This window comes from Pantoea sp. YR525, from assembly GCF_900116775.1.
GTDB lineage: Bacteria > Pseudomonadota > Gammaproteobacteria > Enterobacterales > Enterobacteriaceae > Pantoea > Pantoea symbiotica.
Genome location: NZ_FPBU01000001.1, coordinates 336,850 through 357,277, shown reverse-complemented (window position 1 = coordinate 357,277; position 20,428 = coordinate 336,850). Strand labels below are relative to the sequence as shown.

The following is a 20,428-nucleotide window of genomic DNA, read 5'->3' as shown; positions in this document are numbered from 1 at the left end:
AAGATGTATCCCGTTGATTTACATATGCACACCGTTGCCAGCACGCATGCTTACAGCACGCTGCATGATTATGTGGCGCAGGCGAAAAAGAACGGCCTGAAGCTGTTCGCGATTACCGATCACGGTCCGGATATGGCCGATGCGCCGCACTATTGGCACTTCGTTAACATGCGCATTTGGCCGCGGGTGATTGATGGCGTTGGCGTGCTGCGCGGCATTGAAGCCAACATCAAAAATCAGCAGGGCGAGATCGATTGCAGCGGCCCGATGCTCGATGCGCTGGATCTGATCGTTGCGGGCTTCCACGAGCCGGTTTATGCACCGCGTGATAAAAAGCATCACACCGAAGCGATGATTGCGGCGATGGCGGGCGGTTTGGTGCATATCATTTCGCATCCGGGCAACCCGAAATTCCCAGTGGATATCCGCGCAATAGCCGAAGCCGCCGCGCATTACGATGTGGCGCTGGAGATCAACAACTCCTCCTTTACCCATTCGCGCCTCGGCAGCGAACCGAACTGTCGCGCTATTGCCGAAGCGGTGCGCGATGCGGGCGGTAAATTGGCATTTGGCTCCGATTCGCATACGGCGTTTACGCTGGGAAATTTCGAACACTGCCTGCGCATCACCAGCGAAGTGGATTTTCCTGAAGATCGCGTGTTAAATGTCACGCCGCGTCGCCTGCTCGATTTCCTCGAACTGCGCACCGGTAAAACGATTGCCGAATTTGCTGATTTTTAACTTTTTTGCCTCAAGGAATTCTGTTGCATGAATGAGTTTTCCATTCTCTGCCGCGTCATCGGCTCGCTGTTTAATCGCCAGCCGCAGGATCCGCTGCTGGTGCCGCTGTTCACTCTGCTGCGTGAAGGCAAACTGCAACAGCAGTGGCCGCTGGAGCAGGATGAACTGTTGACGCGCCTGCAGCAGAATAGCGATCCGCAGGCGCTGGCCGCCGACTACAACGCGCTGTTTGTTGGCAGCGACTGCAGCGTGCCGCCGTACGCATCCCAGTGGCCGAACGGGGTTGCTGAAGCGGACGTGCGTGCATTTCTCAGCGCGCGCGGCATGCCGCTGAGCGAAGCACCCGCCGATCACTTTGGCGTGCTGCTGCTGGCGGCATCATGGCTGGAAGATCAGTCAGCGGAAGATGAATCCGCCGCGCAGCTGGCGCTGTTTGATGAGTATCTGCTGCCGTGGTGCGGCGCGTTCCTCGGCAAAGTGGAAGCGCATGCTACCACGGCGTTTTATCGCACGCTGGCGGCGCTAAGCCGTGAGGCGATTCAGGCGATGTACGACGAGCTGAACGAAGAGCAGGGCGACGAGGCCTAACCGTTACCAGCTGGCTGCGCTGCTGCCGAGCTTCACGCCCGGCGTCGCGCAGATCATTGGCGTGCCGGGCAAATACGCTGCGGCACGCAATCTCTCGGCAATTCCCCATTGATTAATCTCTATCGCGCTCAACGCGTCATCGTGCTGCGCGTGGATACCGTTTTGCACATTCTCCGGCGCGGCACCGAACTGCTGTAACATCCGAGCGGTGCGCGCCAGCGATAAGCGCGCCTGCCAGCCAACGCCATTGATCAACCGCTGACGTAAACCTTCCAGCACCGCCGCAGCCATCAGATAACCGGTGGCGTGATCGAGCGCCTGCACCGGCAGCGGCGTTGGTTGGTTATTGCCGCTCCAGCGCATGCCTTGTTCGGCGATGCCGCAGCCCATCTGCACCAGACTGTCGAAACCGCGGCGGTTGCGCCACGGCCCGCTCCAGCCCCACGCATTGAGGCTGACATCCACTAAGCCCGGCGCGAGTTTGCGGCGCGTCTCAGCATCCAGCCCGAGTTTTTCCAGCGCATCGGCACGATAACCGTGTACCAGCACATCGCTGTGCTGCAACAGCTGGCGCAGCTGTTCACGCCCCGCGCGGGATTTGATATCAAGCCGTGCACAGCGTTTGCCGCAGGTGATCTCCTCTTCCAGCGTCGGTTCATGCCAGTCGGGCGGATCGATGCGCAGCACCTGCGCGCCGAGGCTGGCGAGAAAACGCGTCGCCACCGGACCGGCGATGATGCGCGTGAGATCCAATACGCGTACGCCGAGCAGCGGCCGCGCGGGCGATAACGACCAGGCAGGCGCGGGTGCAGCGTCGGTGGCCTGTTGGGCAATCAGCGCTTCCTGCTGCACGGCGCGGCCTTGCGCATGCTGAAGCCATTGCGCTTCGCTACGCATCTGCGCGGCGCAGCCGCCAGCATCAATCACGGCCTGTTCCAGCGTAGCGGCGGGCCAGCGTGCCACTGCATCGGCCAGTGCGGCACGATTAGCATGCTGGCCGAGCACGCGCTCCATCGCCGCACGATGATGAGCCGCGTTGGTGTGCAGGCGGATCCAGCCGTCGGCGCTGGCGTAATCACCGGCGAATTCATCCCACAGCGCGGCAGGTGGTCGATTAAGCGGGATTAGGCTGTGCTGAAACCAGCGCGAGGCGAGACGGACATTGATGCTGACCGGCGCGGATTGGCCGAGCAGATCGCTCAGCGCCTGGCTGGCGAGGCCGATGCTGGTGGCCGCCAGTTCGCTGACGGCGAAGGCAGAAGAAAAGGTGTCGGGCTGGAGAAAAGTAGGGGAGGGAAGCGGGTCCGCGCCTCGCAATCCCTGCCACATTTGCTGCCACAGTGCGGCAGCACGTTGAGAATCCATGTTGAGTCTCCGGATAATGCGCGAGACTCAAGCATAGCAGAGCGGATTATCGGCGGCGTAAGCGCGGGAAACGCGCGTGCATCCGCAGGTTACGCAGGTTGATCACCGCAATGGCGGTGCCCAGCACCACTAACGAAGCGCCGAGAATCTTAAAGCTGTTCATGCTATCACCCAAGACAAAAACGCCCATCAACACCGCCAGCACCGGCGTCAGCAGCGAATAGGGCATGATCAGGTTGACGTTGTACTTCTTCAGCAGCGCATACCACAGCGTATAGGCGACAATCGACGAGGCGAGCGCGCTATACAGAATGCCAAACCAGCCGCGCCAGCCCGCGTGGCTCAATGCGTAAAACTGATTGGATTCGGTCAGCCACGAAGCGGCACCGACAATCGGCACCGCGAGGAAGGAGATCCAGCCGGTCAGCGTCAGCGGTTTTATCGGCGGTGATTTTTTCACAATCATATTGCTGATTGCCCAGCCAAACGCGCTGCACAGCAGAATACACAGCACCCACCAGGCCGGAATGGTCGGGCTGCCCGACAGCACCGCGACGCCGCTTAGCGAAATGGCGATGCCGATCAGCTGCACCAGGCGCAATTTCTCTTTCAAAATCACCATCGCCAGCAGCATGGCAATCGGCGTGCCGAGCTGAACCACGATGGCGCCGGTGCCGGCATCGGTGTAGCGCATGCCGACAAACAGCAGCGAGAAGTGCATAAAGCCAAAGGTGAATGCCAGCGTCAGCAGCCACGGCAATTGTGCGCGCGTGATGCGGCAAAACGGCACCAGCACAATCGCCACCACCACAAAGCGCATCCAGGTGAGAAACAGCGGCGGAAGTTCCAGCAATCCCCACTTCACCGCCACGTTGTTGAAAGCCCAGATGGAAACCACCATCAGAACCATTAAAAAATGCCGCACTGCCACGAGGTCTTCCTTCACGCTGTACAAAGATTATCACCGCCTTAATGATGGCATGAAGCCGTCGACTTCGGACATGTCTGACAAAACTTTTTTCGCATAAGCATGAGCTTATGCAGGAAAAAAATAAGACATGTCGCTGATTTACTGTCAAAGTGGACGTCCGAAAGGCGACCATAATGAGGACCGTATTCGGCATGACACACACCCGCGCTTTACCTCTTGCTCTGATTCAACTCGAAGTTCCGCCGCCGCAGGTTGTGGCGCAAATTGGTGAACAACCCCGCTGGTTTATCGACGCGCTGCAATTGCAGCCTGATGACTATGTGATTGTGCGTCCGCATCTGGGTGATGATTTACCGGCCTTTGACCGCGTCAGTGGCGCGATCCTCAGCGGATCGTGGGCGATGGTTACCGATCACGCTGACTGGAGCGAACGCACTGCCGCCTGGATTCGGGGCGCGCTGGAAGCGGATCTGCCGCTGCTTGGCGTCTGTTACGGACATCAATTGATGGCGTATGCGCTGGGTGGCAAAGTGGGCGATAACCCGCATGGCTGGGAGCGTGGACTGAAACCGCTGACGCGCAGCGCGCAGGCGCACAACGATCCGTGGCTGGCTGCGTTACCGGGTGAATTTCAGGCGTGGTTGTCACATCGGCAATCGGTGCTAACGCCGCCGCAGCATGCGCAGGTGCTGGCAAGTTCGACGCAGGATGGCTGTCAGATTTTGCGTTACTCGCCGCAGGCGCTGTCGGTGCAGTTCCATCCGGAATTTACCCGCGACATTATGAGCGCCTGTTTACCGGCGGGCGTGAGTGACGAGGGTACGCAACTTGCGGGCGAAGATTGGTCGCGCGAACTGCTGCGCCGCTTCTGGCTGCAAACGCGGCCGCAGCCGCGCGCACAGGTTCAGGGCGCGTAGTTACGCGTGCAGCGATAAACCCACGCGGGTGGCATGTTTTTCAGCACCCGCTGGCGTTCCCAGGTGAAGTAGCGTGACAAATTTGGCTGGGTAAACGAGGTGTATTGAAACTGCACGAATACGCCACGTGGACCCAGCGCATCATGCACCGCGCTGAGAATATTGTCGCGTGTGGCGGGCGGTAACGACAGCAGCGGCAAGCCAGAGAAAATCACATCATATTCCCCCGCAAGATATTCCGCCGAGCAGGCGCGCACCTGCATGCGCGTATCGGGCAATCCCCGCAGGCTTTTCACCAGTTCCGGGCTAATTTCGAATACATCCAACTGAGCTTGCGGTGACATACGCGACAGCACGTGGCGTGTGAGTACGCCATCACCGGCGCCGAGTTCGGCGATACGCAGGCTGTTATCCCAATTTACCGCATCGCACATGGTGCGGCACAGCGCGGCGGAAGAGGGCGTGATGCTGCCCATTTTGCGCGGGTTACGGATGAATTGCTGAACAAAGTTCGCTTTGGCGCGCATTAACGTCAGGGCTGAAGCCAACATCTGTTTCTCCTGGTTAGTATCCTGCTTCATATTGACCACATATTTCGCCCATGTTCCGCTTTTTGCGGCTTAAGTGGGAAAACTCGGAATTTTCCGTAACGGAACAGAGCATGATAATCAGGCTGCATTTTAGGCATACAAGACCTGGCTGAAACTTAGGGCAATGTGAAAAATCGTAAAGCGATGGGCTGTGCCGGATTTCCTTCGATGCGGTCACAGTTTCCCCTTCTGCGATCTGACAGGCTGGCGTTGATCGCTCAATGTTAATAACAGGTTTCATAGTTGTTAATCGACACTCTGTCCGCAAGGAGAAACACCATGCGTTACGCTGCTCCGGGAGAACAAGGTTCTCTCATTACTCTGCAATCGCGTTATGGCAACTTTATCAACGGCGAATTTGTTGCGCCGGTGAACGGTAACTACTTCGTCAACACCTCACCGATTAATGCTTCCACCATTGGCGAGTTCCCACGCTCGGATCGTGCCGATATCGATAACGCCGTGGCTGCCGCCCAGGCCGCTGCCGATGCGTGGGGCAAAACCTCACCGCAGGCACGCTCGCTGGTGCTGCTGAAAATTGCCGACCGGCTGGAAGAGAATCTGGAATACATCGCGGTCAACGAAACCTGGGATAACGGGAAGCCGGTGCGTGAAACGCTGGCAGCGGATCTGCCGCTGGCGGTCGATCACTTTCGTTATTTCGCTGGATGCGTGCGTGCGCAGGAAGGCACCGCTGCTGAAATCGATGAGTTCACCGCCGCCTATCACTTCCACGAACCGCTGGGCGTGGTCGGGCAAATCATTCCCTGGAATTTCCCGCTGCTGATGGCGGCATGGAAACTGGCACCGGCACTTGGCGCAGGCAACTGCGTGGTGCTGAAACCGGCTGAGCAAACGCCGCTGTCGATCACGCTGTTTATGGAAGTGATTAAAGATCTGCTGCCGCCAGGCGTGATTAACGTGGTGCACGGCTACGGCAAAGAGGCGGGCGAAGCGCTGGCGTCGCATCCGGGCATCGCCAAAATCGCCTTTACCGGTTCCACCGCAACCGGCGGCCATATTCTGGAGCTGGCGGCGAAAAGTCTGATTCCGTCCACCGTTGAGCTGGGCGGCAAATCGCCGAATATCTTCTTCGAAGACATCATGGATGCCGAAGAGAGTTTCATTGAGAAAGCCGCCGAAGGTGTGGTGCTCGGCTTCCTTAATCAGGGGGAAGTCTGTACCTGTCCATCACGTGCGCTGGTGCAGGAATCGATCTTTGAGCCGTTTATGGCGGCGGTGATGAAGCGAATCAAAACCATCAAACGTGGCGATCCGCTTGATACCGAAACCATGATTGGCGCGCAGGCGTCGCAGCAGCAGTTCGATAAAATTCTCTCCTATCTGGAGATCGCGCAGCAAGAGGGCGCGCAGGTGCTGCACGGCGGCGGCGTAGAAAAAGTGGGCGAAGAGTTTGCCAGCGGCTACTACATCCAGCCGACGCTGTTGAAAGGCGATAACAGCATGCGCGTGTTCCAGGAAGAGATCTTTGGCCCGGTGGTTGGCGTGCTGACCTTCAAAGATGAAGCCGAAGCGCTGGCTATCGCCAATGACTCGATTTACGGGCTTGGCGCCGGCGTATGGACGCGCGATATCAACCGCGCCTATCGCATGGGTCGCGCGATTAAAGCTGGTCGCGTGTGGACCAACTGCTATCACCTCTATCCGGCGCACGCGGCGTTTGGCGGTTATAAGAAATCGGGGATTGGTCGCGAAACCCACAAAATGATGCTCGACCATTATCAGCAGACCAAAAACCTGCTGGTGAGCTACAGCACGCAACCGCTCGGTTTCTTCTAATGATAAAAGGCAGCGGAGTGATCCGCTGCCTTTTCATCTCTTCGTCATCTTACGGCCGCAGGATGACTCTATCGCCAGAAACTTCTGATGGAAGTGGCATCTTTAAGCCAGGTCTTGTGTGTTTAAAGGATGCGATTGGGCAGAATAGCCCACCTATTTTCAAGGAGAACCCATGAACACGTTGTATAACTACCTGGAACAGCATGACGAGATGCTGGACGGTGTGGAGCAAAATATTATTACCGTTAACCTGCCTGGACGTCAGGCGGTGTATGTAATTGGTCAGAACGATGCTGACCTGCTGTTGGAAGTGAAAGCACGCGAAGTCGCCACGGCGCAGCGGATGGAAACATTGCGTCAGCTGGAGAGCCAATTCCGTTTTTAACTTTTCTGCTTTGCCTCATTTAATGATCAATTCGTCAGAAATATCGCAATAAAAAAGCCGCTATCACGCGATAACGGCTTTTTTGCGGTGCGATGCGTAGATTACTTCACGCAGGCGGCGCAGTTATTGTGAATCTGCTGGAAGAAGTCGTTACCTTTGTCATCCACCAGAATGAACGCCGGGAAGTTTTCCACTTCAATCTTCCAGATCGCTTCCATGCCGAGTTCGGCATACTCCACGCATTCCAGACTCTTAATACTCTGCTGTGCCAGTACCGCTGCCGGGCCGCCGATGCTGCCCAGATAGAAGCCGCCGTGTTTATGACACGCATCGGTAACCTGCTTGCTGCGGTTGCCCTTCGCCAGCATCACCATGCTGCCGCCGTTGGCTTGTAGCAGGTCAACGTAGGAATCCATACGACCTGCAGTAGTTGGGCCGAGTGAACCAGAGGCATAACCTTCTGGCGTCTTCGCCGGACCTGCGTAATAGACCGGATGATCCTTAATGTACTGCGGCAGACCTTCGCCGTTGTCGATGCGCTCTTTCAACTTGGCGTGGGCAATGTCGCGCGCCACGATGATGGTGCCGTTGAGTGACAAGCGAGTTGAAACCGGATAGGCCGACAGCAGCGCCAGAATCTCACTCATCGGCTGGTTCAGATCGACATGCACCACTTCGCCTTCGCCCTGCTGACGCAGTTCTTCAGGAATGTAGCGGCCTGGATTGTCTTCCATCTTCTCAATCCAGATACCTTCACGGTTGATCTTGGCTTTGATATTACGGTCTGCTGAGCAAGATACGCCCATACCTACCGGGCAGGATGCGCCATGACGCGGCAGACGTACCACACGGATATCGTGGGCAAAGTATTTACCACCAAACTGCGCGCCGAGACCCAGTTCCTGCGAGGCTTTCAGCAGCTCTTCTTCCAGCTGAATGTCGCGGAAGGCCTGACCGTGTTCATTACCTTCGGTCGGCAGTGAATCGTAATAGTGGGTTGAGGCCAGCTTGACGGTTTTCAACGTGGCTTCGGCTGAAGTACCGCCAATCACAAACGCAATGTGGTACGGCGGGCAAGCTGCGGTACCCAGCGACATCATCTTATCGACCAGATAATTTTTCAGCTTGGCGGGCGTAATCAGCGCTTTGGTTTCCTGATACAGATAGGTTTTATTGGCGGAACCGCCACCTTTAGCAATGCACAGGAATTTGTACTCGTCGCCATCAACGCTATACAGGTCAATCTGCGCCGGCAGGTTGGTGCCGGTATTCACCTCTTTATACATATCCAGCGCGGCGTTCTGTGAATAGCGCAGGTTATCTTCAATAAAGGTGTTGTAGACGCCTTGCGACAGTGCGGCTTCATCGCCGCCGCCGGTCCAGACGCGCTGGCCTTTTTTGCCCATGATGATGGCGGTGCCGGTATCCTGACAGGTTGGCAGCACGCCTTTGGCGGCAATTTCAGAGTTGCGCAGGAACTGCAGGGCAACGTATTTGTCGTTCTTGCTGGCTTCGTCGTCGGCAAGAATTGACGCGACCTGCGCCTGATGCGAGGCGCGCAGCATGAAAGAGGCATCGTGGAATGCCTGCTTCGCCAGCAGCGTCAGCGCTTTGGGATCGACTTTCAGGACTTCTTCGCCATCAAAGTTGGCCACCGAGACGTAATCAGTACTCAGCAGATAGTATTCGGTATCATCTTTGGCGAGAGGAAAGGGATTCTGATAATAGAAGGGTTTGTTCGACATGTTGGCTCACTTAGCTTCGTGTTGCCCGCCAGCATGACGGGCGACAAATTAGGCAGTCTGTTATTCGATTTTCTCTCGCCAGCCCTCCGCAGGGGCTGACTGGCGAGCATCATAACATTTTCACGGTAATGCGCGGCTCCGTTTTTAACATCGAAGCAACATCATCAGAACATCATCACCATCCATGGATAGGCGACAACCATCAGAAGAACCAGGAACAGCGCGCCGAAGATGGTGCCCAGGCGCCAGTAATCTTTGGTTGGCAGATAGCCGCTACCGTAATAAATCGGGCTTGGGCCGGTGCCGTACGGGGTGATAATGCCCATCACACCCAGAGAAACACACATCATCAAGCAGAATACCGGCATGTTGATGCCCGGGATTGAGGCGGCGATAGTCAGCATTGCTGGCAGCAGCGCGGTGGTGTGCGCGGTGGTACTGGCGAACAGGTAGTGCAGCAGGTAGAAGGCGATTAACAGCACCACCGCAGAAACCTGAGGATCGTAACCGTGCAGCAGCATCGCACCTTCTTTACCCAGCCAGGCGATGAAGCCGACGCGCGCTAAACCATCTGCCAGCGCGACCAGCGTGGCGAACCAGGCGAAGGTGTTCCATGCGGCTTTATTGCTGGTAATGTCATTCCAGTTTAGTACACCGGTCCACAGCATCAGCACGATGACTAACAGTGCGGCCATCGCCGGCTCAATCCAGGCGGTGGCGAAGATCCACATCATTAGCGCCGCAACCACGAAGCCCAGCAGCAGGATTTCGTTACGTTTCAGCTTGCCGAGTTTTTCCAACTCAGCCGTCGCCCAGCGCGGCACTTCGTCATTCACTTTCACTTCTGGCGGATAGAGCCAGTAAGCCAGCAGCGGCATGGTGAGAATCAGCAGCACACCCAGCGGCAGGAAGGCGAGGAACCACATGCCCCATGAGATTTCAAAGCCCACCACGCTTTTCACCAGCGCCAGCGCCAGCAGGTTCGGCGCCAGAGCTGAAAGGAACATTGAGCTGGTGATACAGGCAGCGGTGATCGCCACCCACATCAGGTAAGAACCAATCTTACGTGCGCTCGGGTCATTCGGTTTTGAACCGTACAGCGGCGGCAGGTTAGCAATGATTGGATAGATGGTACCGCCACTGCGCGCGGTGTTGGATGGCGTAAACGGTGCCAGCAACAGGTCAGCGAAGGTAATGGCGTAACCCAGCGTCAGGCTGCGGCGGCCAAGATATTTCACCAGAATCAGCGCCAGGCGGCGACCGAACTGGGTTTTATCGTAGCCGGCGGCGAACATAAAGGCACCGAAGATCAGCCAGACCGTAGAGTTGCCGAAGCCACTTACCGCCCATTTGAATGACTGCGCAGCGGTTTTGAACTTGGGATCTGCCAGTTCTGCCGGGCTAAACAGCACCCACTGGCTGAACAGCGCAATCACCACCACGCCGGTTAAACCGATAACGGCGCCCGGCAGCGGTTCGAAAATCAGTCCCACAATAACCCCGACAAAAATGGCGAAGAAGTGCCAGGCGTAAGGTTCCAATCCCGCAGGAGTCGGCACCAGCAGCAACAGCACAGCCACAATAATTGGCAGGCACAACATTATCAGGCGGTTCTTTTTCTTCCCCGGTGCCGCGGGAGGCGCGGTGAGGGATTCACTCTGGGTTGTTTGTGTGTTCATAGTTTTGTCTGCAAGTTATGGAGAATGCGTATATACGCCCCGAACCAAGCTGGTTTTTTTAGTTACAAAACTCTTTTAACAGATTAGTCGTGACATTTAAAACTGAGTTTTAATAAATCGCTATTTACAAAATTTGATGCGCGAATTATCTAATGGATGCGCCTATGATGCGATTAATTAAAATATCTATTTTGATCCAGATCAATAAAATTTATTCGTGGTTTTTTTGCTTTAAACATGCACGCCTTAATAAATGAACCATTAGGTGAAAATTAACTGTGTGAGGTGAATAAAACGGCACAAATCAAGCAAAAAACAGAGAAAGGAGACGATTTATCTTTATGATAAGGCTGGATTTGTTTTAAATGTAAGGAAAAAGTTGATTTTTGTCAAGTCTTGGTTAAAACTTAGCTCAGCGCAACTTTCAGCAATAGGTATCAAATATTATTTCCATGCGTAAAACTTATATAACTAACGAATAAGGTTATGTAAGTAAATAAAATGGTATATTTACGCCATGAAATCGGACCACTCAAATAATTATAAATGTCTCCGAACCGCCAAAGAATTGAATACAAAGTTTCTTAATTCTGGAGTTGCTCATCATGAATACGCTCACCCCGATTCTTAATCCGCTTACGCTTCCGAAAGGTGCGGTGCTTAAAAACCGATTGGTTATGGCACCGATGACCACCTGTACCGGTTATTACGATGGCGGTGTTACCAGTGACCTTGTCGAATATTATCGCGTGCGTGCCGGCAGCATCGGTACCGTAATTGTAGAGTGCTGCTTTATTGATAACCGTGGTCCTGCATTCCCAGGCGCGCTCGGTATCGACAGCGACAACAAAATCCCCGGTCTGGCGAAAATTGCCCACGCCATCAAATCGCAAGGCTCCAAAGCGGTTCTGCAGATCTATCACGGCGGCCGCATGGTGGAACCGGCGCTGATCGGCGGTAAAACCCCAGTCGCACCAAGCGCTATCGCCGCACCGCGTGACGGTGCCACTAAACCTCAGGCGCTGACTGCAGAAGAAGTGGATGTGATGATCACCAAGTTTGGTGATGCGGTGAACCGTGCGATCAAAGCCGGCTTCGACGGCGTGGAGATCCACGGTGCCAACACCTATCTGATCCAGCAGTTCTACTCGCCAAACTCTAACCAGCGCGACGACAAATGGGGCGGCAGCCGCGACAATCGCGCGCGTTTCCCACTGGAAGTGCTGGAAATCACCCATAAGATGGCGGACCGCTTCGCTGGGGCAGACTTCATCATCGGTTATCGCTTCTCACCGGAAGAGCTGGAAGTGCCGGGCATCCGCTGGGACGACACGCTTTACCTGCTGGAGAAACTGGCGGAACGCGGTCTCGATTACGTGCACTTCTCGGTGGGCCAGCTGCTGCGCCCGTCAATTGTTGACACTCAGGATCCAACGCCGCTGATCACCAAATATCTGGCGCAACGCTCACCTAACCTGGCGAAAGTGCCGGTGATTGGCGTTGGCGGCATCGTCAATAAAGAAGATGCCGAGAACGCGCTGGAGCACGGTTTCGATTTAGTGGCGGTGGGTAAAGCCTGCATCGCTTATCCGGACTGGACCGATCGCGTCATCAAAAATCAGCACATGGAGCTGTATATCGACAGCACCAAGCGCGAAGAGCTGACCATTCCAGAACCGCTGTGGCGCTTCTCGCTGGTGGATGCGATGATCCGCGACACCAGCGATACCGGCCGTAAATACAAAGCGGGCGTGTATCAGGCCAAAGTGGAAGCCGAAGCGCTGAAGCTGAAAATCAACGTTACGCTCGACACCGACCGTATCACCGATATCTCTCTGGTGCCGGATCCAAGCCTCGACGTCGACTTCACCAGCACCTTCGAAAGCCTGCGTGAACGCATTCTGGTGGCGAACAGCCCGCACGTGGATGCCATCACCGGCGCTACCACGCAGAGTGAAGCGCTGAAAAAAGCGGTATCGCGCGCCATGACCACTTCAAGCAAAGAGTATGTGATTGAAGAGGGCGGTAATCCGAACGCACCGGTGAATTACGACGTCGTGGTAGTGGGCACTGGCGGTGCCGGTCTGGCGGCGGCGATTCAGGCGCATGACGATGGCGCTCGCGTGGTGATCATCGAGAAGATGCCAACCATCGGCGGTAACACCATCAAAGCCTCGGTCGGTATGAACGCAGCGGAAACCCGTTATCAGAAGCTGAAAGGCATCGAAGACAGCAAAGAGCTGTTCTACGAAGAGACGCTGAAAGGCGGCAAATTCAAAAACAATCCGGTGCTGCTGCGCGAGTTTGTTGAGCAAGCGCCTGAAGCGATTGAGTGGCTGGCAGCGAAAGAGATCGAGCTGTGCGACATCACCATCACCGGCGGCATGAGCATCGATCGTACGCACCGTCCGGAAGATCGTTCTGCGGTCGGCGGCTTCCTGATCAGCGGCCTGGTGAAAAACGTTAACCAGCGCAATATCGAAGTGCTGCTGGAAACCTCGGTAGCTGAAATTCTGGTGGAAAACGGCGCGGTCACCGGCGTGAAAGTGGTGGATGAGTACAACGACAGCCGCATCATCAACGCCAAAAGCGTGATTGTGGCGACCGGCGGCTTCAGTGCCAACCGCGAAATGGTGGTGAAATACCGCCCTGAGCTGGACGGTTTTGTTACCACCAACCACAAAGGCGCCACCGGCAGCGGCATCGCCATGCTGCAACACATCGGTGCGGATACCGTGGATATGGGCGAAATCCAGATTCACCCAACGGTTGAGCAAACCACCTCGTACCTGATTTCCGAAGCGATGCGCGGCGGCGGGGCGATTCTGGTGAGCCAGGCGGGCAAGCGTTTCTACAACGAAATGGAAACCCGTGACAAAGTTTCCGCTGAGATCATCGCGCTGCCAGAGAAGAGTGCGTGGATCGTGTTTGATGAGCAGGTACGCGCCAACAACAAAGCGGCTGACGAATACATCGCCAAAGGTTTTGTCATCAGCGCACCAACGCCACACGAGCTGGCGGTGAAACTCAACATGGATCAGGAAGCGCTGCAAACCACGCTGGGTCGTTACAACGAGTTTGTGGCGAAGCAGGATGACGAAGACTTCGGTCGTAAGACTGCGCTGCGTCACCCGCTGAATAAAGGACCGTACTTCGCGATTCGTATCGCACCGGGCGTGCACCACACTATGGGCGGCGTGACCATCAACACCGATACCGCGGTGCTGGATGCGCAGAAAGAGGTGATTCCAGGTGCCTGGGCGGCGGGTGAAGTGGTCGGCGGCATCCACGGCGCCAACCGCATCGGCGGCAACGCGGTGGCCGACATCATCATCTTCGGTATCAAAGCCGGTCATAACGCGGCTAAACTGGCGTTAGGACATTAAGCTGTAAAGATGCCCGCCTTGTGCGGGCATCGTTTTATTTAGAGGCATGCAATGACCGCTGGCGTTTTTTCTTACTCTGCCGTTCTGATGGGTTCACCGATTCTGCTCAAATTGTTCGATGACAATCCCACGCTTGCCCACCACGTCTTTCAACTGATCAAACAGCAAGAAAACCTGTTCACCGTTAATCGCGCTGAATCCGAAGTCATGTCGATCAACCACGCCGCAGGCCGCCATCCGGTGATCGTCAGCGAGCCAGTGTTTGCCTTGATCAGCGTGGCGCACGCGGTGAGTTTGCTGCCGGAGAGCGCCTTCAATTTCACCATCGGCCCGGTGGTGAAGCGCTGGAAAATCGGCTTTCACGGTCGCGCCGTACCGCCTGCGCTGGAAATCGCTTCACTGCTGAAACTGACCGATCCGCATCAGGTGCTGCTCAATCCCGCCGAACGCTCCGTGTTTTTGCAACAACCGGGCATGGAGATCGATCTCGGCGCCATCGCCAAAGGCTACATCGCCGATCGTGTGCAGGCGTTTTTGCGTCAGCAGGGCGTTCAGCAGGCGCTGATTAATCTGGGTGGCAATGTGCAGACGCTGGGATCGCCGCCGCACGAGCCGCAAGGCTGGGGCATTGGCCTGAAAAAGCCGTTTGGACGCGATGATGAGCTGTTAGGCGTGCTGCAGGTGCAGGGCAAATCGGTGGTGACGTCGGGGATTTATGAACGCTACTTCGAACTGGATGGACGCTGCTGGCATCATATTTTTGATCCGCAAACCGGCTATCCACTGGATAACGAACTGCTGAGCGTGACGGTGATTTCTGATCGCTCAATTGATGGTGATATCTACACCACGCTGCTCTACGGCATGGGTGTAGAGCAAGGGCTGGCTTATCTCGCTGACCAGCCCGACATCGACGCGGTTTTCGTTACGCGCGATCGGCAGATCATCTGCTCCTCGCCGCATCATTTCCATTTCCAGCAGCTCGATTTCGACTGGCAGCTGCGTTACTGACAATATTGCTGCAGCAGCGAATGGTATTCCGGCTGGAGACGATAGCGGTACACCGGACGACCGGTCGCGCCGTAGTGAATGCTGGTGAACAGAATATTAATCTGCGCCAGCCAAATCAGGTATTTACGGCAGGATACGCGCGAGATATTCACTTCAGCCGCCAGTTCGTCGGTGGAGAATTCGTGCCCCGGATGCGCATCAATCCACTGACACAACGTGCGCAGCGTTTGCGGCGTTAAGCCTTTTGGCAGGCGCTTATTGTCGTGCTGCGTCGCCGGGCTGCCGTGAATCAGCAGATCCACATCCGCTTGCTGATAGTAATGCTGGTTGTCCATCAGCGACTTCTTCTGCCGCCAGCCGGTCAGCGCCTCTTCAAAACGCGGGAACTGGAACGGTTTGATCAGGTAATCCACCACGCCGTAGTGCAGCGAGGTTTTGATATTCTCCGCATCGGCCGCTGACGAAATGATGATCACTTCCACCGCGCTCTGCGCCGTGCGCAGCTCCGGCAACAGATCGAGGCCATTCTCCTGCTGCATATAGATATCCAGCAGCACCAGATCGACCGCGGTATCGCTGTTAAACAGGATCTCTTTCGCCTGCTTCAAGGTTGAGGCGGTGCCACAACAGTGAAAGCCCTGAATTTGGCCGATATACGCGCGATTAAGCTCGGCGACCATGGCGTCATCATCGACCACTAACACATTGATCATGCGGATTGGTTTCCTCCATCCCAGGGAAGTTGGACTAAAAATTGGGTAAATACGCCGGGTTCTGACTCGACGCTCACGCTGCCACCGATATTTTCGGTTTGCTGCTGCAGCAGAAACAGCCCGACACCACGGTTTTCACCTTTGGTGGAGAAGCCTTTTTCGAAAATGGTACTGAGGTGATCGGCTTCAATGCCCGGACCATCATCACTCACTTCACAGGTCAGCCAACCGTTTTGATAGTGCAGCATCACGTGAATCTCGCCTTCAACCTGCTCGCTCATCGCATCCAGCGCGTTCTCAATCAGATTGCCGATCACCGTAATCAGCGCCGCCATCTGCTGCTCATTGCCGCTGTCAGGCAGGAAGCTGGCATCGCTGATGGTCAGGCGATGACCGCAATCCGATGCGCGATTGATTTTGCTCAGCAAGAAACCGGCAATCACCGGCGACTTAATTTTATCGAGCAGGAAACCGATCTCCGTCTGGTAATTATTGGCGGTTTTGAGAATGTAGCTTTCCACCTGCGTGTAGTTTTTCATATGCAGCAGGCCGAGAATCACATGCAGCTTGTTCATAAATTCGTGCGAGCGCTCACGCAGCGCATCGACGTAGTTTACCATGCCCGTCAGGCGCTGCATCAGTTGACTGATTTCCGTCTTATCCCTAAAGGTGCAGACCGCGCCGATAATCCGTCCCTGGCTGCGCACCGGCACGGTATTACTCAGCAATACGCGGCCATTCACATTTAACTCTTCATCACGCCGTGCGCGCCCGCTGTGCAGCACATCCTGCAGATGATGGTTGATCACCGAGGCATCGTAGATGCGGTCGCCGCTGATGGTGCCCATCGAATCGTTCAGCAATGAACGCGCCGCCTGATTCACCAGCGTCATCTGCGCCTGATCGTCCATCGCCACCACGCCCTCTTTCAGCGAGTTGAGAATTGCCTGGCGCTGTTCAAACAGGGTAGAAATTTCGTAGGGTTCAAGGCCAAACAGGATGCGCTTCAGCACGCGCACCAATACAAAGGTGCCGATGGCGCCCGCAAAGGTGCCAATCAGGATAGTCCACAAGATGCTCCAGCGGCTTTGATTAATCTGATCGGTAACGGCGCTGAGTGAAATGCCCACCACCACGACACCAATCTGCTTATGCTGCGCATTATAGACCGGCGTATAGACGCGCATTGCCCGGCCCAGCACGCCTTGATTGACGGAGACATTTTCATGACCGCGTATCGCGGGCTCGATATCAGTGCCAATAAAGTGCTGGCCGATGAGTTCAGGATTCAGGTGCGAATAGCGGATGGTATCCATGTTGGTCACCACCACAAACAGCAGGTTATTGCTCTCCTGCACGGCTTTAGCAATGGGTTGGATGCTGGTGGCATTTGGCGGCAATATCAGCGCGCGCTGAATCTCAGGAAATTTGGCCAATGTGCGCGCCACCGCCATGGCTTTATCTTCCAGCTGCGCGCGGGTCGCGGCGCCAATCTGGAAGAAATAGAACATATGCACGCTGAGCAGTACCAGCACAATCACCGCGCTGAGCATTAGAGTGACCAGCGTATTGAGCTTCATCGGCTGCTTGCGCGCCGTGATTCCTTGCTGTGAAGAAGACATGATCGCTCTCGGAGGAGAAGAGGGCGTGTATTATGACGGATAAACTGCAGAAGGTCGCGTATCACGTACGGTCGCCATTCATGGCGACCGTCTGAACTCACGCGGGAATTAACTCGATTTAACCCGATTGGCAAAACTCTTACGCAGCTTCTGCAGTTTCGGTGGGATCACCGCCATGCAGTAGCCGTTGCGTTGACCTGCGCCTTCCCAATAATCCTGATGATAACCTTCCGCCGCATACCACTCTTTCAGCGGCTCAATGGTAGTGACTACCGGATCGCTCAGGCCTTCCTGCGCACGCGCAATTGCGGCAATCGCTTCGGCTTCCTGCTCAGGATTGGCCGGGAAAATCGCCGAACGATATTGCGTGCCCACATCGTTTCCTTGGCGATTCAGCGTGGTCGGATCGTGGGTGGCAAAGCTGATATCCAGCAGATCGCCATATTTCACCTGCTCCGGATCGAAACCGATGCGAATCGCTTCGGCATGGCCGGTCGCGCCGCTGCACACCTGCTCGTAGGTTGGGTTCGGACGTGCGCCGCCGGTATAACCACTCTCGACTGACTCGACGCCAATCACATCTTTAAACACTGCTTCAGTACACCAGAAACAGCCACCAGCGATCACCGCATATTCGGTTGCCATTATATTTACTCCTGTCAGGGCGAAAGGTTAAAAGTGGGGGCAAGCCCATATCAATTCAAGCAGTTAAATTAACATTTCTGGCTTAAAGTCGCTGCGCTTGTCGAGCCGCAAGTTGCTCATCACGCTAAAGCGTCCTTCGCCGGTGTAGTGCAGCGTCGGTGGAAACTCCGGCGTTTCCGCCACATGCGCTTTGACGATCTCAAAGATAAAGAAGTTGTAGTTATCCACCATCGAATCGTCATACAGCTGGCACTCGAAGCTGGCAAAGCACTCATCGATTAACGGCGCATTGACTACGCTGGCCGGTTCGGGCGTCAGGTTAAAGGCATCAAACTTATCAAGGCGATCGCCGTGACTGTTACCGATCGCTACCACGTTATCCACCAGATTGGCCGACGGCACGTTAATCACGCACTGTCCGCTCTGGCGAATCAGTTCATGGCTGTAATTGCCGCCGGCAATCATGCAGCCAACCAGCGAGGGCGAGAACTCCAGAATGGTGTGCCAGCCGAGCGTCATGATGTCGCGGTGATCCTCAAACTGTGAACTCAGCAGCACCACCGGACCCGGCTCCAGATATTTGCGCGCTTTACTCACCGGAAAGTCGATTTTATGCATCGGGATTCTCCTGTTGTAGGTACAGATGTTCTAAGTGTAGCTGCCACCCTTTACTGGGCTGGCATTTCACGGCATGTTAATGCGTCATCTTATCTGGAGCTGTTTTATGGAATCTGCGTGCGCGTCCACATCTCGTCCTGTGTTGCATCTGCTGTGCGGTAAAATTGCGGCTGGAAAATCGACGCTGGCTCATCAGCTGGCGCAGCAAACTGGTGCGGTGATCATTAGCGAAGATGCCTGGCTGGCGCATCTGTTTGCTGAAGAGATGCAGGATGTGGCGGATTACGTGCGCTGTGCCGGTAAACTGCGTAATGCGATGACGCCGCATCTGATTTCGCTGTTGCAGTGCGGTGTGTCGGTGGTGCTGGATTTCCCCGCCAACACCGTGGCTCAACGCCAGTGGATGAAGGCGGTGATCAACAGCGCCGAGGCTGAACATCAACTGCATTTCCTCGATGTGCCCGATGAACTGTGCAAATCGCGGTTGCACGCGCGCAATGCATCCGGCCAGCACGACTTCGCCGCCACCGACGCGCAGTTTGCGTTGATCAGCAGCTACTTCGTCGCGCCACACAGCGAGGAAGGGTTTAACGTGGTTAATCACCGTTAATTAAGCAGGGAGGCCAAAATGAATAATCCGCTGTGCCAGAAGTTGAACCTCACTTATCCAATCATTCAGGCGCCGATGGCCGGCGTCTCCACGCCGGAGCTGGCGGCGGCGGTCAGTAACAGCGGCGCATTGGGATCGATCAGCGTGGGTGCCTCAACGCCGCAGCAGGCGGAGATGATGATCCGTAAAACGCGCGCGCTGACCTCCGCACCGATCAACGTCAACTTCTTCTGCCATGCGCCGGTGCAGCGCAATCCGCAGTTAGAACAGGCGTGGATCGCCCGCTTCCAGCCGGTGTTTGCTCGCTATGAAGCGACACCGCCGGATGCGCTGTCGGAGATTTACCAAACGTTTGTCGATAACGACGCAATGCTGGAGGTGCTGCTGAAGACCGTGCCCGCCGCAGTGAGTTTCCACTTTGGTTTGCCGTCCGCCGCTTTCGTACAGCGTTTGAAAAGTCGCGGCATTATCACGCTAGCGAGCGCCACCAGTATTCGCGAAGCCCAGGCGATTGAAGCCGCCGACATCGATTTTATTGTGGCGCAGGGCATTGAGGCGGGCGGACATCGCGGGATATTCCAGCCTGCAGGCGACGATCAGCAGCTCAGCACCTTCACGTTGGTGCAGGCGATTCGCCAGGTTTCGCGTCTGCCGGTAATTGCCGCCGGTGGTGTGATGGACGGCGCGGGCATTGCCGCCATAATCAAGCTGGGCGCGGCGGGTGTACAGCTGGGCACCGCGTTTATTCTGTGCCCGGAATCCGCTGCCAATGCGGCGTATCGTCAGGCGCTGAAAAGCGAGCAGGCTAACAGCACCGAGATGATCGCAGCCATCTCTGGCCGCTCGGCAAGATGTCTCACCAACGATTTCTGCCATCTGGCGCGCGAATATGCGCAGGAATCCATTCCACCTTATCCACTCACCTATGCGTTAGGCAAAGCCCTCGCCGCCGCAGCGGCTGCCAAAGGCGTGCACGGCTTTGGCGCGCAGTGGGCCGGACAGGGCGCGGCGTTGGCACGCGAAATGCCGGCTGCTGAATTGGTTAAAACGCTGGTGAAGGAGTGGCAGGCGGCGTAATGTTC

Annotated in this window: 17 protein-coding genes and 1 pseudogene; 9 read left to right on the top strand and 9 right to left on the bottom strand. The window is 55.8% G+C overall.

What is annotated here, in order from left to right; all coding sequences use genetic code 11:
- Positions 1 to 3: 3 nt before the first annotated feature.
- Positions 4 to 741, top strand: a complete 738-nt coding sequence (locus BM323_RS01590) for a phosphatase (protein ID WP_008102746.1) — start codon at positions 4 to 6, stop codon at positions 739 to 741.
- 27 nt (positions 742 to 768) lie between these two features.
- Positions 769 to 1,329, top strand: a complete 561-nt coding sequence (locus tag BM323_RS01585; RefSeq protein WP_008102748.1) for a TorD/DmsD family molecular chaperone — start codon at positions 769 to 771, stop codon at positions 1,327 to 1,329.
- Positions 1,330 to 1,332: 3 nt separating this feature from the next.
- Here the strand turns inward: BM323_RS01585 and BM323_RS01580 are convergent, their stop codons facing one another.
- Positions 1,333 to 2,694, bottom strand: coding sequence for a CoA transferase (locus BM323_RS01580; RefSeq protein ID WP_008102750.1), 1,362 nt, complete (start codon positions 2,692 to 2,694; stop codon positions 1,333 to 1,335).
- A 46-nt stretch (positions 2,695 to 2,740) separates the two neighbouring features.
- Complete coding sequence (locus BM323_RS01575) at positions 2,741 to 3,625, bottom strand: DMT family transporter (RefSeq protein ID WP_008102753.1); 885 nt, start codon at positions 3,623 to 3,625, stop codon at positions 2,741 to 2,743.
- A 191-nt stretch (positions 3,626 to 3,816) separates the two neighbouring features.
- Here BM323_RS01575 and BM323_RS01570 point away from each other — a divergent pair, with 191 nt between their 5' ends.
- Positions 3,817 to 4,542 (top strand): glutamine amidotransferase, encoded by a 726-nt coding sequence (locus tag BM323_RS01570; protein WP_036647964.1) that lies wholly within the window; start codon positions 3,817 to 3,819, stop codon positions 4,540 to 4,542.
- Here the strand turns inward: BM323_RS01570 and BM323_RS01565 are convergent.
- Entirely contained in the window at positions 4,530 to 5,093 is a 564-nt protein-coding gene (locus BM323_RS01565) for a class I SAM-dependent methyltransferase (protein WP_008102755.1), read from the bottom strand. The two genes, BM323_RS01570 and BM323_RS01565, sit on opposite strands and share 13 nt — an antisense overlap.
- A 318-nt stretch (positions 5,094 to 5,411) precedes the next feature.
- On the opposite strand from BM323_RS01565, the gene BM323_RS01560 reads away from it, so the two are divergent.
- Positions 5,412 to 6,932, top strand: a complete 1,521-nt coding sequence (locus tag BM323_RS01560; protein ID WP_008102757.1) for an acetaldehyde dehydrogenase ExaC — start codon at positions 5,412 to 5,414, stop codon at positions 6,930 to 6,932.
- Positions 6,933 to 7,104: 172 nt separating this feature from the next.
- Positions 7,105 to 7,317, top strand: a complete 213-nt coding sequence (locus BM323_RS01555; protein WP_008102759.1) for a hypothetical protein — start codon at positions 7,105 to 7,107, stop codon at positions 7,315 to 7,317.
- A gap of 101 nt (positions 7,318 to 7,418) precedes the next feature.
- On the opposite strand, the gene fumA is transcribed toward BM323_RS01555, so the two are convergent.
- Complete coding sequence (fumA, locus tag BM323_RS01550; protein WP_008102761.1) at positions 7,419 to 9,062, bottom strand: class I fumarate hydratase FumA; 1,644 nt, start codon at positions 9,060 to 9,062, stop codon at positions 7,419 to 7,421.
- A 164-nt stretch (positions 9,063 to 9,226) separates the two neighbouring features.
- Positions 9,227 to 10,741, bottom strand: a complete 1,515-nt coding sequence (locus BM323_RS01545; protein ID WP_008102763.1) for an anion permease — start codon at positions 10,739 to 10,741, stop codon at positions 9,227 to 9,229.
- Between the two features lie 605 nt (positions 10,742 to 11,346).
- Here BM323_RS01545 and BM323_RS01540 point away from each other — a divergent pair.
- Both BM323_RS01540 and BM323_RS01535 read left to right on the top strand, forming a co-directional pair.
- Positions 11,347 to 14,127, top strand: a complete 2,781-nt coding sequence (locus BM323_RS01540) for a flavocytochrome c (protein ID WP_008102765.1) — start codon at positions 11,347 to 11,349, stop codon at positions 14,125 to 14,127.
- Positions 14,128 to 14,178: 51 nt separating this feature from the next.
- Complete coding sequence (locus tag BM323_RS01535; protein ID WP_008102767.1) at positions 14,179 to 15,138, top strand: FAD:protein FMN transferase; 960 nt, start codon at positions 14,179 to 14,181, stop codon at positions 15,136 to 15,138.
- On the opposite strand, the gene dcuR is transcribed toward BM323_RS01535, so the two are convergent.
- The 4 genes from dcuR to BM323_RS01515 all read right to left on the bottom strand — a co-directional run bounded on the left by dcuR (position 15,132) and on the right by BM323_RS01515 (position 18,736).
- Positions 15,132 to 15,851, bottom strand: a complete 720-nt coding sequence (dcuR, locus tag BM323_RS01530) for a two-component system response regulator DcuR (protein WP_008102769.1) — start codon at positions 15,849 to 15,851, stop codon at positions 15,132 to 15,134. The genes BM323_RS01535 and dcuR overlap by 7 nt on opposite strands.
- Positions 15,848 to 17,473, bottom strand: a complete 1,626-nt coding sequence (locus BM323_RS01525; protein WP_008102771.1) for a sensor histidine kinase — start codon at positions 17,471 to 17,473, stop codon at positions 15,848 to 15,850. Before BM323_RS01525 ends, dcuR begins: the two co-directional genes overlap by 4 nt.
- A gap of 108 nt (positions 17,474 to 17,581) precedes the next feature.
- A complete protein-coding gene (gene msrA / locus BM323_RS01520; protein WP_008102773.1) occupies positions 17,582 to 18,118 on the bottom strand; it encodes a peptide-methionine (S)-S-oxide reductase MsrA in 537 nt (178 codons plus the stop codon).
- 63 nt (positions 18,119 to 18,181) lie between these two features.
- Complete coding sequence (locus BM323_RS01515) at positions 18,182 to 18,736, bottom strand: flavin reductase family protein (protein ID WP_008102775.1); 555 nt, start codon at positions 18,734 to 18,736, stop codon at positions 18,182 to 18,184.
- A gap of 106 nt (positions 18,737 to 18,842) precedes the next feature.
- On the opposite strand from BM323_RS01515, the gene BM323_RS01510 reads away from it, so the two are divergent.
- Together BM323_RS01510 and BM323_RS01505 are read left to right on the top strand one after the other, a co-directional pair.
- A complete protein-coding gene (locus BM323_RS01510) occupies positions 18,843 to 19,346 on the top strand; it encodes a P-loop nucleotide/nucleoside kinase family protein (RefSeq protein ID WP_008102777.1) in 504 nt (167 codons plus the stop codon).
- Between the two features lie 9 nt (positions 19,347 to 19,355).
- Positions 19,356 to 20,423, top strand: a pseudogene (locus BM323_RS01505) (NAD(P)H-dependent flavin oxidoreductase); the annotation flags it as partial.
- Positions 20,424 to 20,428 lie beyond the last annotated feature (5 nt).